General features: G+C 48.0%; 10 protein-coding genes and 1 pseudogene. 4 read left to right on the forward strand and 7 right to left on the reverse strand.

Annotated features, from left to right (window positions below):
- Positions 1-35: 35 nt before the first annotated feature.
- Positions 36-3,677, reverse strand: a complete 3,642-nt coding sequence (locus tag NDI48_01185) for an SBBP repeat-containing protein (protein ID MEP0829817.1) — start codon at positions 3,675-3,677, stop codon at positions 36-38.
- A gap of 162 nt (positions 3,678-3,839) precedes the next feature.
- Between NDI48_01185 and NDI48_01190 the strand changes: the two genes are divergently transcribed.
- Both NDI48_01190 and NDI48_01195 read left to right on the forward strand, forming a co-directional pair.
- The gene (locus NDI48_01190) at positions 3,840-5,039 is read left to right on the forward strand and encodes an NAD(P)/FAD-dependent oxidoreductase (GenBank protein MEP0829818.1); all 1,200 of its coding nucleotides are present in this window, start codon (positions 3,840-3,842) and stop codon (positions 5,037-5,039) included.
- 10 nt (positions 5,040-5,049) lie between these two features.
- Positions 5,050-5,712, forward strand: coding sequence for an HAD family hydrolase (locus NDI48_01195; protein MEP0829819.1), 663 nt, complete (start codon positions 5,050-5,052; stop codon positions 5,710-5,712).
- Positions 5,713-5,750: 38 nt separating this feature from the next.
- Here NDI48_01195 and NDI48_01200 read toward each other — a convergent pair.
- From NDI48_01200 to NDI48_01220, 5 genes and pseudogenes are all read right to left on the reverse strand, one after another.
- A pseudogene (locus NDI48_01200) lies at positions 5,751-5,951 on the reverse strand (transposase).
- Positions 5,950-6,783: a WD40 repeat domain-containing protein gene (locus NDI48_01205; GenBank protein MEP0829820.1), complete on the reverse strand. Its 834-nt coding sequence runs from the start codon at positions 6,781-6,783 to the stop codon at positions 5,950-5,952. Before NDI48_01205 ends, NDI48_01200 begins: the two are co-directional and overlap by 2 nt.
- 534 nt (positions 6,784-7,317) lie before the next feature.
- Complete coding sequence (locus NDI48_01210) at positions 7,318-7,524, reverse strand: hypothetical protein (protein MEP0829821.1); 207 nt, start codon at positions 7,522-7,524, stop codon at positions 7,318-7,320.
- 120 nt (positions 7,525-7,644) lie between these two features.
- On the reverse strand, positions 7,645-8,259 hold the full coding sequence (locus NDI48_01215) for a DUF4276 family protein (protein ID MEP0829822.1): 615 nt from the start codon (positions 8,257-8,259) through the stop codon (positions 7,645-7,647).
- Complete coding sequence (locus NDI48_01220; GenBank protein MEP0829823.1) at positions 8,256-9,341, reverse strand: AAA family ATPase; 1,086 nt, start codon at positions 9,339-9,341, stop codon at positions 8,256-8,258. Before NDI48_01220 ends, NDI48_01215 begins: the two co-directional genes overlap by 4 nt.
- A gap of 213 nt (positions 9,342-9,554) precedes the next feature.
- Here NDI48_01220 and NDI48_01225 point away from each other — a divergent pair, with 213 nt between their 5' ends.
- Both NDI48_01225 and NDI48_01230 read left to right on the forward strand, forming a co-directional pair.
- Positions 9,555-10,949 carry an ATP-binding protein gene (locus NDI48_01225; GenBank protein MEP0829824.1) on the forward strand — a complete coding sequence of 465 codons (1,395 nt, stop codon included), beginning with the start codon at positions 9,555-9,557 and terminating at the stop codon, positions 10,947-10,949.
- A gap of 446 nt (positions 10,950-11,395) precedes the next feature.
- Positions 11,396-11,842, forward strand: coding sequence for a DUF2267 domain-containing protein (locus tag NDI48_01230; protein ID MEP0829825.1), 447 nt, complete (start codon positions 11,396-11,398; stop codon positions 11,840-11,842).
- A 106-nt stretch (positions 11,843-11,948) separates the two neighbouring features.
- Here NDI48_01230 and NDI48_01235 read toward each other — a convergent pair whose 3' ends face one another.
- A complete protein-coding gene (locus NDI48_01235) occupies positions 11,949-14,810 on the reverse strand; it encodes a diguanylate cyclase (GenBank protein MEP0829826.1) in 2,862 nt (953 codons plus the stop codon).
- Positions 14,811-14,923 lie beyond the last annotated feature (113 nt).

Below are 14,923 nucleotides of genomic sequence, written 5' to 3' on the forward strand. Positions count from 1 at the left end.
AATAGGTTCAGATGGCTAGCGATCGCGCTGTGTTTTTAGGCAAAATTCACCTGAACAATCACATCGTTATAGTCCCTATCGCCGCCGCCAGATAAATCCTCAAAACCAAAAGTGTTATCCCCCAATAAGCGGATGTGGTCAACGCCATCCGCATTAGCCCCGAAAAAGGGAAAATAGACAGCGGGGTCATTACTAGAATTTCCATCCACGAGTGCATCCGGTCTGCCATTGGCAATCAAAAATGGTGCATAGATCAATCCACCCTCTAACTGTGCGGTGAACGTTGCCGTCGATTGGTTAGCAACAGTCAGGTCTAAGTTTTGTACCCGTTGTTGAATCGCAGCTTGTGCATACCCCCCCTCGCCGGGACGAACATCAGCAGTACCATTCCCATCCGTATCAATTCCGCCATTGACATCCACAACTCGATAAAAACCGACAAAATTGTCAAAAGCCGCCTCTCGGTTCACGACAAACTGAGCTTGTAATCCTGCTGTCTGGTTCCGTAAATCAATGACTTCGTGTTGCGACTCCCCTTGTAAAGTCACACCCACTTTTAAAGGCTCAATGGTAGGTTGGATGGTCATCACTAAATCATTGAAATCTTGATCACCCCCACCCGACATATCTTCCCAGCGCTGGATAAACACCCCATTGCCCTGGTCTGACAATTGAAGATGGTCAAACCCATCGCTATTGGCTGAAGTAAACGAGAAGAAAACATTGGAAGGTGTTCGCCCAGCCGTTAAGTCAGCTAGTACCGTATCGGTGGTGCTGTTTTGTACGAAGTAAAACCCTAAGCGTTCGTTGGAGTTAAAGTTCAATACACGAGTTTGATCAGCTACCCCAAACCCATTTGGTAAGTTTGGAGGGGTAGACAAAATTACCTTTCCTTGGCTGAGTGCAGCTTGCAAATACCCAGCCGTTCCTGGAGCAATACCATTGACTGTACCTTGGTCATCATCAACGACAAAAACTCCAACTTCATTGACAAACGCCGCGCTATTTTCATTGAGAGTAAATAGGAGCTGGTTTGGTCCTGTAGAACCACCAATCGTGACAAAATCGTTTGGGTTGTTGCTGGGGTTTGGTGGAGTTGTTGGTGTAGTTGTTGGTGTGTCAATGGCTGCCGTTACTGCGATCGCTGCCGTCTCGGTATCCGTACTAAAGGGTGTTGCCCCACCAGTGCCAATGGTCGTAATATTCGCTGTACTACCGTTAGTTCCCAAAGTTTGATCCCAGGCACGGAAGGTAATTCCTGTCGCCACGTTACCGTTGAAGTTAGCATTGGGGACAAAGCGGATTCTCGTATTCGCGTCTGAGACCAGCAACCGCGCCGCGTTTTCCGAGGGAGTGCCGAACGGTGTCCAATTAGCGCCGCCATCAGTAGAAAACTGCCAAGTGCCGTTGGTATTATCTACCGCCATGACGGCAATGCCTTGCAAGGCTCCAGGGTCTGGGTCGGTAATGGGGTTACCTGGGGAACCACTGGCAAGGATTGCAGACACCAGGGTACCTGTATTGTTGGTGTCATTTTGAGCAATAGTCGTTAAAATAGTAGATCCAGTGTTATTCAGCACGGGTGCCGTGTTGGGGCGGATTTTGCTTAAGAAGACATCGCGGTTACCGCCACCGTAAGTAGTTTGGTAGGCACCTGGGGTGGAAAAGTTTGTAGAACCCGTTTGACCCGTGACATAGGCGTTTCCTGCGTTGTCCACAGCAATATAAAAGGCTTCGTCATAGCCATTCCCACCCAGGTAGGTGTTGTAAAACACTACCCCGTTGGGGTTCAGCATCGCGGCGAAGGCATCCTGAGTACCCCCCCCAAACGTTTGCACCGGGTTGACTGTTGGATAGTCAGTGGTAGATAGGGTCTCACCTGTGACGTAGGCGTTACCTGCACTATCCACAGCAAGGTAATCAGCTGAGTCACTTTGACTGCCACCAAGGTAAGTACTGTAAACTAAGGCACTACCAGCCGCATTCAGCTTGGCTACAAATGTGTCTCGGACACCGCCGAAGGTGGGTTGTGCCGCGTTCACGGCGGGCAGGTTAGTAGACTCAGTGTCGCCTGCAATGTAGATATTGCCTGCACTATCCACGGCGATGCTATCGCCCGAATCCAAACCATTGCCGCCGTAGTAGCTGCTGTAAACTAATTGAGCGGCGGGCGTGGCAGCGCCAACATTCAGCTTTACCACAAACGCATCCCGAACACCGCCGAAGGTGGGTTGCAGCGCTCCCGCTGTGATGGTAAAAGGGGTAGGTGAGTTAGGAGCCGAATCCGTGTCGCCGGTGAGGTAAACAAGACCTGCACTATCTACCTGAATATCATTGCCAGAGTCAAATTGGCTGCCCCCTAAGTAAGTGCCGTAAAGTAATCCACCATTAGGGTTGAGTTGTGTTACAAAGCCATCGGTATTACCGTTATTATTGGCTTGAAATGCATTAGCTGTAGAGAAAGCGGCAACGCCCAACGATTCGGTTAGACCGGTGATGTAGGCATTGCCTGCACCATCTAGAGCGAGTTTGAAGGCTCCGTCATTGCCCGTCCCGCCCAAATAGGTACTGTAGATTAAGGCATTGCCAGCCGCGTTGAGTTTCAGGGCGAAGGCATCGGCTAAGCCCCCGCCAAAAGTAGCTTGCACGGCGTTAACTGTAGGAAACGCCGCAGCTGCTAGAATGCTGGGGGAGGTGGTGACGCCAGTGAGATAGATATTGCCTGCGCTATCCAAGGTAATATCACCCGCAACATCTGAGCCAGCACCACCGATGAACGTACTGTAGAGGACTGCATTGCCCGCGGGGTTCAGCTTCGTTACAAATACATCTGTCGTGTTGGCCAAGCTGAAGGGATTGAGTGTGGGTTGCACCGCACCGGCCGTGACGGGAAAGTTAGTGGATGGGGTTGAGCCTGTCAAGTAAACACCTGTAGCATCCACCGCAATGCCATTGCCAACTTCATCAAAGCCGCCCGCAGCATTGCCGTTGCCGCCGAGGTAGGTGGAGTATTCCAGCACCGGGTCGATGACTAGGGTGTAGGCTGGGTTATATGTTCCTAAAGTGAATCCAACTTGGTTATTACCGAGTAAAGTGTAGGCTCCCTGTACGACCTGCCGCTGCCCATTGATCTCCTGGTAAATATAGGGTGCCTCCTCAATCAACTCCCCTAATGGAGTCTGCAAAACCAGCGCGCCATCGTCCCGTAGCTGGATACTTTCAACACCGCTGAAGTTCATCCGAATCTGCCCTGGATCAGCCCCAGGTGCAACGATAAACTCGCTCTTGAGTTCCCCTTCAGTGCCTTTAAAGACGCGATCGATTCCTGCGTAGACGTTTTGATACACCACGCCGCCATAAGTTGAAACGTTGGTATACCATTGGCTGGGGTCATTGCCTAAGAGAAAGTTGGCGACTCCGGGTAGAGGATTTAATCCTACAATTGAGGGATTAGGGTTGGCTCCTACCAATTGCGATCGCACCACTGAACTCACTATCTGGTCTTCAACTTGCTCAGTAGCACTTAAAATAATCTCTGAAGCGGTAAAGAAAATGGTATGACCCGCCCCCCTAACCTGGAATTGAACATCTGAGTTAGCTTGACCCGCATTGGCAATGAAGCTTAAAGGTAGCTGAGCAGAGGCGTTAACAGCGATTGGAGACTCTGTGGCTGGCATAATAACCTGACTTTTCCTGGTTCTGGCTAAGAGCCTACATGGGAACTCATCCATTAATCAACAAGCTTCGTAATGGCAAGACTCTGATGGCTTTCTCCCCTATTGGAAGAGTCTCGCTACACTGAAGAAAATAGCCCGCAAGGGACGCACGCGCTTTAAACCATGAGTGAACAACCGACCCGCATCTGTATTCTTGGAGGAGGCTTTGGGGGTCTCTATACTGCCCTGCGCTTGAGCCAGTTGCCGTGGGAAAAGCCCCAACGCCCGGAAATTATCCTCGTCGATCAAAATGATCGCTTTTTATTCACGCCGTTACTGTATGAACTCCTGACGGGCGAACTCCAAACCTGGGAAATTGCCCCACCCTATGAAGAACTGTTGGTCCACACAGGGGTGCGATTCACTCAAGCCGCCGTGGATGGAATTAATGTAGAGGAGCGGCAGGTACAACTGCATGATGGCCCGGAATTTGCTTACGATCGCTTGGTGTTGGCGATGGGCGGAGAAACTCCCCTGGATATGGCACCTGGGGTAACCGAATATGGACTTGGATTCCGCACCGTCGCGGATGCCTATCGTTTAGAAGAACGGCTGCGGATTTTGGAAGAGTCTGATCGAGATAAAATCCGAGTCGCGATTGTGGGTGCGGGTTACTCTGGTGTTGAGTTAGCTTGCAAACTGGCAGAACGACTTGGCGATCGCGGACGCCTGCGGTTGATTGAAATGAGTGATATGATTCTCAGAACCTCAACAGATTTTAATCGCGATGCGGCTCATAAAGCTTTAAATGACCGGAGCGTTTGGATTGATTTGGAAACATCCGTGGCGTCGATTGAGCCAGATGCGATGTCGCTGCTCTATAAAGCACAGGTAGATACCATTCCCGTCGATCTGGTGTTGTGGACTGTGGGAACAAGGGTTGCGCCAGTTGTGCGTGCACTCTCGCTCAAGCAAAGCCAGCGGGGTCAGTTGACGGTAACACCCACACTCCAAGCCATTGACCATCCTGAAATTTTTGCGTTGGGCGACCTCGCTGATTGCCAGGATGCCGAAGGTCAACAAGTCCCCAACACGGCGCAAGCGGCATTCCAACAAGCCGATTATACCGCCTGGAATATCTGGGCTTCCCTCACGGGTCGTCCTCTGCTTCCCTTCCGTTATCAGCACTTAGGGGAGATGATGACCTTGGGGACAGACAATGCCACATTCACCGGTCTGGGAATCAAGTTAGATGGCCCCCTAGCCTACCTGACTCGGCGTCTTGCCTATCTCTATCGGATGCCGACTTTAGACCACAAGCTAAAAGTTGGCTTGAACTGGATGGCGCAACCTTTACTGGAGATGTTATCGGGAAATTCTTAGTTGAAAGAACATGCAACAACCGAAAGTGATTTTTCTCGATGCCGTCGGTACGCTGTTCGGGGTTCGGGGGAGTGTGGGCGAGGTGTATAGTGCGATCGCGCAAAGGTATGGCGTTCAAGTCCCAATTGACCCATTGAACCAAGCCTTTGTCCAAGCTTTTGCCAACACCAACCCCCCAGTTTTTCCTGGATGTTACCCTGACGAGATTCCCCAGTGCGAATTTGAGTGGTGGCGCGTGATTGCCCAGCGCACGTTTCAACAAGTTGGCGTGCTTCACCAATTTGTTGATTTCGATGATTTTTTTGACCAACTCTACAATTACTTTGCCACGGCTGAACCTTGGTTTATCTATCCCGATGTGCTTCCGGCTTTGCAGGCGTGGCAACGGATTGGGATTGAGATGGGTATTGTGTCTAATTTTGATTCCCGTCTTGATTATGTATTAGACGCGCTGAACCTAAAGGAGTTTTTTACCTCTATCACCGTTTCTACCCAGGCGGGTGTCGCTAAACCTGACTCCCGAATTTTTTCCATTGCCTTACAAAAACATTTGTGTGAACCTCAGGAGGCATGGCATATTGGGGATAGCTTTACCCAAGACTTCCAGGGGGCTAAGGCCGCGGGCATCCGAGCCATTTTACTGGAACGCAAGAATCAGATGCTAGGAGCTTGACCTCCTCACCGCCGTGGAACGATGGTGATTCCCAAACCTCACGATTTGAGTTTCTGTTTCCTTCCCTTACGGGTTTTTCGCAACTGCCCTTCAGACTCATGCCTGTCAGGTCTTATGTTCGCTCCGCAGACTTTCACCGCTAATCCAGCGGCGAGAAGATTATGAGCGGCATTAATATCACCATCATGGTGCGTTCCGCATTCCGGACAATCCCACTCTCTGATATTAAGCGGCCTTTTAGTCTTTTATTCCCCATACCCGAATCGTATGATCCCAACTACTACTGACGAGGGGGTGTCCATCGGGCGTTATGGCAACAGTCGCAACAGCACCTTGATGTCCTGACAAGCTGTGCAGTTGTTTTCCGGTACTCAGATTCCACAGTTGAATGTTCTCATCCCGACTGCAACTGATTAGCGTTTGCCCATCGGGACTGAACACCAGACTATTGACTTCGTCCCAATGTCCAACCAGAGTGTTGATCAGTTCTCCTGTATCCAACTCCCATAGCTTGATGGTCTTATCCTGACTTCCACTTGCCAGTATCTTTCCATTAGGACTAATCGCCAGACATTTCACCCCGTCTGAATGTCCAGTTAGGATATTAGCTGGGGCTTTGACTTTCGGGAGTCGCCACACCTTAATCGTATGGTCAGCACTACCACTCACCAGGATTTTCCCATTCGGTGTCAAGGCGAGCGCTTTTACCCCAGCTTCATGTTCCTCTAAGTGGGCAATAAAGTTACGCGTCTCTAAATTCCACAGATGGATCGTACTGTCTTCACTGCCAGTAATCAGTATTTTCCCATTCCGGTTCATGGCAATACAGTTAATCGAATCAGAATGTCCCATGAAGCTATACATGAGTCCATCACCGATGCTTCGACTGGTGGGAGAAATCGAATGATAGTTACCTATGGTGCTGAGATTCCAAACTATCGCCGTCTTGTCCCGACCGCCACTGACCAGAGTTTGCCCATCTTGACTTAAACATAGGGCATAAATTGAATCCGTATGTTTGGTAAGAGTACGGAGAATTTTGCCAGTTCCCAGGTGCCGTAGTGTAATCATGCGATCATTGCCGCCACTGGCCATTATCTGCCCGTCGGGAGTAATCGCGATCGCATAAGTTGTCGATTTTACGGTGGAATATCGGTACAGGCATTGGAAGCGTTCGTAAGGATTATAATCCTGCAATGCTTGTATGACGATTGGCTCTTGAGAGCCTTGGAGTAACGAGTATGCCGTTCGCTGTACCTGCCAAGAAGGGTCTTTTAACGCCCCAATCACCAGTTCTAAGCCTTCAACGCCATAATTCAACGCCTCTTTGAGGGCATTCATTCGTTGCACAACATGGGACGGACTATCCCCAAGATGGCTTCGACTTAAGCGTTGCTTGACTCCTTGCAGTCCCCCCAAAATTGCCCCGTACAGGGGGGTTGGAGTTTGACCGCCAAGGACAACATCATAGGCTCTAGGCTGATTGCGATTGTAAGTCATCTCCGTTTGGAACTGGTACTATTACCAGTGTTAGCACTGCTCTGGAAATAACGCCGCTTTTCGCTGACACCTCTCAAACGCCCAGCGATCCTAGAACCCAGAATTTCACTGATTCAATGGATTCCAGGGAGCTAAATCACAAGGAAAGACAAAAATTTCTGCACCGTGAAGCAACGCCTGCTGGTAAAGCCGTATCGCCTCCGCCAAACTAGAAAAAGTAATAGGAACCCATTGGTTCTCATAAGCACAGATGACGACTTTGGCGGTTGTGTAGTCTTCTCTCGGTAGTGGATTAGACCAACGTGAAATCATGAGTGATGCCCCTTAATTTTTCTACATATATTCTTTATGACTGTCATACATAAGTATTACTCCCTGTCTAAAGGAATAAATCTAAAGAAGGATTTTTGTCGGTCTGTAGGCTTTGGCCTCTTAGGAAATTAGCTCACCATCACAAAGCATTAGAATCGTATTCAGAAACGCTTTTAATTCGGGACATACTACGGCAGCATCCCTAAGATTTTTGCCTTCTAATATGCGCTTTGCATCCCGTGGTTTAACATAGCTGTCTCGACATTTGCCCAATTCAAACATTTCTTTAATGTGTTTAGACGGCGGTTTATTATGATTGACCTGCTCAGGTTGAGCACCGGGAGCTGACTTATCATGCTTCTTAGCCAGCTTTTGAATAGTCGGCCAAAAAGGTAAAAGCCAAGCTTCAAAATCATACTGTGCGGCATGAGGATGAAATTTAGGGTTATCTCCTACCCATCCTCTCATTTGGTTTTTAGCATCTTCTGCATCCTCAAAATCCTTCTTCTTAGAGTCTGTGTAAACATCTGTAAGTGCTATCACAGCATCATAATTATTTATATCGAGATAATTTTCAACAACACGCCTGAGCTTGTCTTTTTTAGGAATGCGACCGTGGTACGGTTTAGGATCAAGTCTGGGCATCCGTTGTTCTAAGCGCGAACTCAGGAAACTCCGTAGACTGGGCATAAAAGCCATTTCTGTTTTCCCTTCAACTAAAATGGCGATCCTCATGAGCGCCCTCCTATCACATTCATTGCCCAAAGCTCGTCTAAGCTATAGTCCTCTAGCCATTTTTCTAAATTTAGGGAGTCAGCCCAAGTCATGGTTGCTAACCCATCTTCAGCATCACAAACCAACACTTCGTTGGGTTCCAAGAATCGGATCAGTCTATCTGAGTGGGTTGCTACAATCAGTTGAGTCCGTTGGGAAGCTTCTCGCATTAAATCAGCCAGCAGTTTCAACAACTCTGGATGTAAACTGACTTCTGGTTCATCAATCAGGGTTACAGCAGTCAAATCTCGACTTTGCAGGAGTGTTACTAACCAGAGAAATCGTAATGTTCCCTCAGATAGTTGGTGCATGTAAAGGGGCTTGGAGAAATTTTTGTCTTTCCAAGTCATTGCTAAAGTTCCTGCTGCCACTGGAGGAAAGCCTAATCGTTCAAAATCTGGAAAGGCAGCTGCAAGCGTATCTTCTACTATTTCAAACCGATCCCGATCTGTTTCCCGGAGGTAATACAGGCAAGAGACTAAATCCTCTCCATTGGAACCTGGCATTGTTGCAGGGCGCATGGATTGAGGCAGACGAACTGGACTTTTAGAAGCAACATTCAATGCCCCATAAAAGGTGCATGAAGCTAATCGCTTACGGAGATTCTCCGGCTCCTGGTACATTTTGGGAACTTGAGAAAGAGAAGTTTCAAATGGATTATGTTCCCAATTGGGGCGCAATAGCTTTTGATCTTCGGGACTGAAATACTTAACATCCAAACCACGAGAGTCAATGTGCTTGAAGGGTTCAACGGCATTAGGATTGTTTTTTTGGGTAAGTGTTTCTAGAGCAATTTCATATGACAAGCCTTTGGGAACAAGTTTAAGTTGGTAGTCTAGGGGTGCAAAACCTGGCACACTCATTGACAAGGAAATTGCGACACTATCTGCTTTGTCACGAGTCAATATCTCACTCAGACCACTCAAATCGGAAATCTTCGACTCTAAGTGGCCTGTCGCGGATGCTGCCAGGAGAGAGAATATCTCTAAAAGGGAAGTTTTACCGACACCATTAGCACCAATCATAACGGTTAGGGGTCGCATGTCGAATTGAACTGAAAATAAGCGACGGTACCCCTCAATGTTTATGTGTTCAAATGAGTTCATACTATTTCTTTGGCATGTCCATAACTACGGAAACGACTACAGCTACTGATTTCTACAATTCGTAAAATTTCATTCTCTAGTGTCTTATCCTCCTCTAGTGTAAATCTCTACTCTTGAACCTTTCCATCAGAGTTTTGGCAGCATACCATCATGTTTCAGGCTACTCGCCGACGTTTGGCTCTTTGGTACACCGCTGTAACGGCAGTGCTGCTGTTGCTGTTTGCCACGGGTTTTTATTTATATGTTCGTAGCACCCTAATTGAGCGGGTGGATGACACTCTCGAACATGTGGTAGAAGTGGTGGAGCGATCGCTCGTAATCGAACCTGTACGATTGTCCGACATTCCCTTTCGAGTTAACGTTGAAGCCAGTTTTCGAGATAACGCCGACGCCGCAGAAGATGACCACATTGACTTAGAGTGGTTTAGTCCTACGGGAGAGTTGTTATGGTCAACTCTATCCGAATCTCTGGAGATTTCCTTACACCCGAACGATACAGGCGAAACCGTACATTTATCCGCTGATCATCTGTTGCGACAGGTAACCAAACGGGTACAACTTGGGCGTTACGTTCTAGGCTATCTGCGAGTGAGCCATCCTTGGTTTGAGGTGACTAAGCCCATTCGCCAGCTCATTGTCGATCTCACCCTGGGTACAATTTTCATGGTAATGTCTGTTGCCGCGATCGGCTGGTTCCTTTCCGGACTGGCGATGAAGCCGGTGCGAGAATCTTACCAACGTCTGAAACAGTTTACAGCCGACGCCTCCCACGAGCTGAGAAATCCGATCGCGATGATTCAAACCAATGTGCAGGTTGCCCTCGCAGATCCGGACTTGGAATCTCCCCTACAACGCCACCAACTTAAGGTAGTGGAACGGTTAACTCAACGACTGGGACGTTTGGTGAATGACCTCCTATTTTTAGCACGCGTAGATAGTGGCATAGTACAACCCCAATGGCAACCTGTCCCTCTGGATGCTTTACTGATGGAGGTGATCGAAGAACAACAGTTACTGGCGGCGGAAAAGGGGATTTCCCTGTCCTTACATTTTGTTGAAGCACCCAGCGAAGAATTTGCAGGGGAGCACTGCGCTATATTTCCGGCTTTATCAGACGATGCCTTTACGCTCTTAGGAGATTGGGATCAGCTTGCTCGCTTGTTTACCAATCTGGTGAGTAACGCCCTACAATATACCGTTGCCTCTACCGAGAATCCCAGTGAGGCATCTGTTCAGGTGGAATTGCAACAGTTAGAACGTCCTAGCCATGTTGGGGGGCGAAACAGCCCATCCCTACTGCGAGTACAAGTACGCGATACGGGCATCGGCATCTCAGAATCAGCATTGCCCCAGCTTTTTGACCGTTTCTATCGAGTCGATCCCGCCAGAAAACATGATACGGCAGCCGGTTCGGGGTTAGGATTAGCGATCGCTAAAGCCATCATCGAGAATCACCACGGTCAAATTCAGGTCGAAAGTATTCTCAATCAAGGCACAACTGTTACAGTCACTTTCCCGGTTTCTAAGCTAGATACACAAAATTAACTTTCTAACATTATTGAGAGACAAAATTTTACAAAGAACTTCACCGACAAGTGACATGAACCCCTGGCTTAATCTCAGTTTAGATGCCAGAGGGAAAAAATTTGGAACACTTTGCTTGAGGGAGTTTCACTTCTTTGAAATATAGTCAAGCTCAACATAAATTAAATTAACAAAGGCTTAAAAATATACCTTTTGGGCTGCTTCTTATGACGGATGCAGGAGCAAGCAATCGCTTGTATGGTTTGGGTATGTAACTGAAACACAAGAAGCAGATTTAAATCTTTACTAAAACAGGAGTATGTCCCTTTGGCCGCCGCTATAGCTTAAAAAAATCCGTAAATTGATAAATGCCTTTTAGAGTTTGCCGTTTACCGTTGGGAAGTGCCCGAATCATAAATTTGAGCGTTGGGTAGAATCAAAATGTTATTAAATCAAGGAGAAAATAGATGACTTTCATGGAAACAGTCATGCGTAAGGGGCATTTAGAAAATGCCTTTGTGGCGAAAGATATCACGGAACTCGTGTTTCGTACAATGCGAGATTTGATGACAACAGAAGCCTCGGATCGGGTAGCCGTAGAACTCGAAGAGGAAAACGAAGTGGTACCCACAGAAGAATACAAACCATTACCCGACGAGGTAGGGGATTTATGGCGAGATACTGACCCGGTTGTGGGATTTCTCAGCCGCATTGAAGGACCGATGAAATTCGATTCTGATTCTTTTCTGTTCCGACTTCGTCAAGAAGCTCACTTACCGGAAGGAATAGATTTAGAAACCGTCATCTGTGCAGTTTTCAGTGCAACTAAACATGAATTGTCAGAAGAACGAATTGAAGAAATTGCCAGTTTCTTACCCGAAAAAATTAGAAACATGTGGAATCAGGCGTCTTAGAGCCTTAATGCCGCACTCATCAAGTGTCACATGAGGGAATTTTGGGTCATCGGTCATCGGTAAGGGGTAATGGGTAAAAGCAAGACTTTTGTAGTCTTTGTACAGATTATCCTTGGTGCCTCAGACAATCGCGTCCCTCGGCTTTAGCCTGATACAGAGCTTTATCCGCTGCCCCAATCAACTTTTGCGATGAAGCACACAGCCTGGGTATAGTAGTGGCAACCCCCAAACTGAGAGTGACGTACTTGCTCACGGGTGACTTGGCATGGGGAATTCTTAACCCTCGAACGCGCTGTCGAACCGTTTCAGCCACAAAAGCTGCACCTCTAGCATCTGTGTTCGGTAGAATTAGGGCAAATTCTTCTCCACCGTAACGAGCCACCAAATCAGGGGGACGCCTCACGCACTGACGGAGGACGGCGGCGACTTGTTGCAGACAAAAGTCTCCGGCGAGATGACCGTAGTTATCGTTGTAGAGCTTGAAATAATCGATATCACATAAAATTAGCGACAGGGGGCTTTGCTCCCGTGCTAACCGCCGCCACTCCTCGTGAAGATATTCATCAAACCGCCGTCGGTTCGCCACTTGGGTAAGACCATCAATACTAGCAAGGCGCTGTAGCTCTTGATTGGCGGCTTCTAGCTGTTCAAATAACGAGGATTGCTGAATCGCGATCGCTACCTGAGTCGCCAAGGATTTAAGCAAATCAATTTCAATCGGCTGCCATTGCCTAGAGCCGCTACAATGATGAGCAATTAACAGTCCCCATAAAGCAGGGTCTTTATCTCCCTCTGGACGTAGCCGTTCCCCTTCTCCTCCTCTCTTCTGGCTGCTCACTCCATATAAAATGGGTACCACAAGATTGGCTCTCACCTGTAACTGGCTGAGAAACTCGGCATAACAGGGTGTTAACCCGCTGGCCAAAATATCGACGATCGCCTGGATACGTCCTTGCTGGTAGGGTACGATTTGGTCGGCTCCAAAACAGGGGTCTTGAATCACCATATCTAAGGTGGCAAGATATTCAGGAGCGACAGACTCAACCACAACCGTTCCACTCCAGTCTGGATCAAAACGGTAAATGATCACCCGATCCGTGCGAAGAAACTGTCGCACTTCCTCGACAGTGGTGTTGAGAATCTCCCCCAGGTTCAGAGATTGACGAATGCGATCGCACATTCCCGCAATCAAAAGTTCTTGTTGGAGATGTTGCCGCAAGGTATTTTCTGCCTTCGCTCTCTCGGTAACGTCCCGAAAGCTCCAGACTCGACCAATAATTTGGAAACCACTGCGTTGCGGTTGGGTAAAGCATTCAATAATTCGACCATCCGTTAATTCCAGTACATCATCACCTTCCGCATTGGGTTGAGCGTAAAACTGATTGACTCTGTCTAAAAAACTTTCCGGTTCTTTCAATTGCTCCTGGAAAAATCTGAATCGCTCTTGCCTTTCGGGCACCATCAAAATTTCCTGTGAAAGCCCCCACATTTCCACAAATTTTTGGTTGAAACTCACAATTTGGCCGGCTGTACTGACCGCAACAATTCCGTCAGTTGTAGAGTTAAGAGTCGCATTGAGCAGAGAAACGGATTGCTTGAGTTCTTCCTGAGCTTGGCTTTGGGCGGTAATGTCTCGAATGGCTGTTACTTTTACGAGGCGTCCTTGATAAGGAATTGCTTTACTGCGAATTTCAGCAGGGAATGTTGACCCATCTTTCTTGAGACAGCACGTTTCATACATTTGCTCACTATTCGAAGCTGTCAGCTGGGGTACACAACTCCGATATTCAGGAGCCAAAAATTCGGCGAGATTTCTGCCAATCACTTCCCCAGGTTCGTAACCAAATAACTGAGTAAAGTTACTGTTTACTTGGCATAAATTGCCCTGATCGATAATCAAAATTGCCTCAAATGTGGCCTCAGACAAGCATCGAAATTGCTCCTCACTTTCCTGTAGTGCTTCCTGTGCCCGTTGGTGACTGAGAATTTCTGTTTGTAGTTGCTCGTTCGTTTGAATAATTTCGCGCGTCCCTTCTGCGACTAATTCCTCAAGGTGCTGTTGGTAATTTCTAAGTTGGGCTTCAACCGTAGAACGCCGAAGAATTTCCTTTTGCAATTTTTCATTCGTTGTTGTGAGTTCGGCAGTCCGTACTTCTACCAATCTCTCCAGGTCATCATGGTATTCACTCACCAGGAATTGGTGGTGCTGTCTCATTTGCTTTTGAGTCAGGATGTGATCACACGCTTCAATCGTTAGGGCAACCAGAGTGGCGATCGCGGTGACAAAATTTTCTTCGATTAACGTCCACTGGCGTTGTACACCAATGTGTTCATGACAAACAATGCCGACCATCTGACCATTGAGCCAAATGGGTGCATCCAAGAAGGAGGTAATACCGTTTGGCGTGAGATAGGACTCCAATAATTCCTGGCTCCTAGAATCAGTCTGGGCATCGTGTATGGCAAGAGGGCATTCACTGGCTAACGCTTGGAAATAAACCGGATAATGTTCCGCCACCAGTTCCATGCCCGATGTATGACATCCCCGGCTGTGTTCATACAAGTCCAGACACTTCATCCGTATGTCCTGTGTGCCTTGAACCTGCCTTGCCGTGCCTGACGATTCCCCCCGCTCCAAGAAAGCCTCATTGACCTGGGGAAAGAACCACATGGGTAGTCTTTGGCCTACAGCAATACCTTGATAGAGCCAAACGCTGACCCGTTCAACTTCCACAACATCGGCGACAACCTCAGTAATTTCCTGCAACGCCGCCTTTAAGTTGCCCCGGTCAATGGCCTGGCTTCTTGCCAGTGCCACCAGTGCCTGTGTCTGTCGGTTCAGGCGCTGTTTCAAGAGTTGCTTTTGCTGTTCAACAGCCTGGTGATGGGTCATATCTTCCCCGCCCGGGAAGAACATTAAGGAAATATCGGAAACCAAGGGCGAAGGGGTGTTGTCTGTGTTACTCACTCCTGTATCCTCACGTCTTGGGAAGAGCTGGGTGAAAAGCGAGTTCCTACTTTTTGGTAAGAAGCGATGTTAGTAGCGCACTAGGTTTTTTGATCACGGTACTCTGGGCTTAA

The sequence above is a fragment of the Microcoleus sp. AS-A8 genome (assembly GCA_039962225.1).
Classification (GTDB): Bacteria; Cyanobacteriota; Cyanobacteriia; order Cyanobacteriales; family Coleofasciculaceae; genus Allocoleopsis.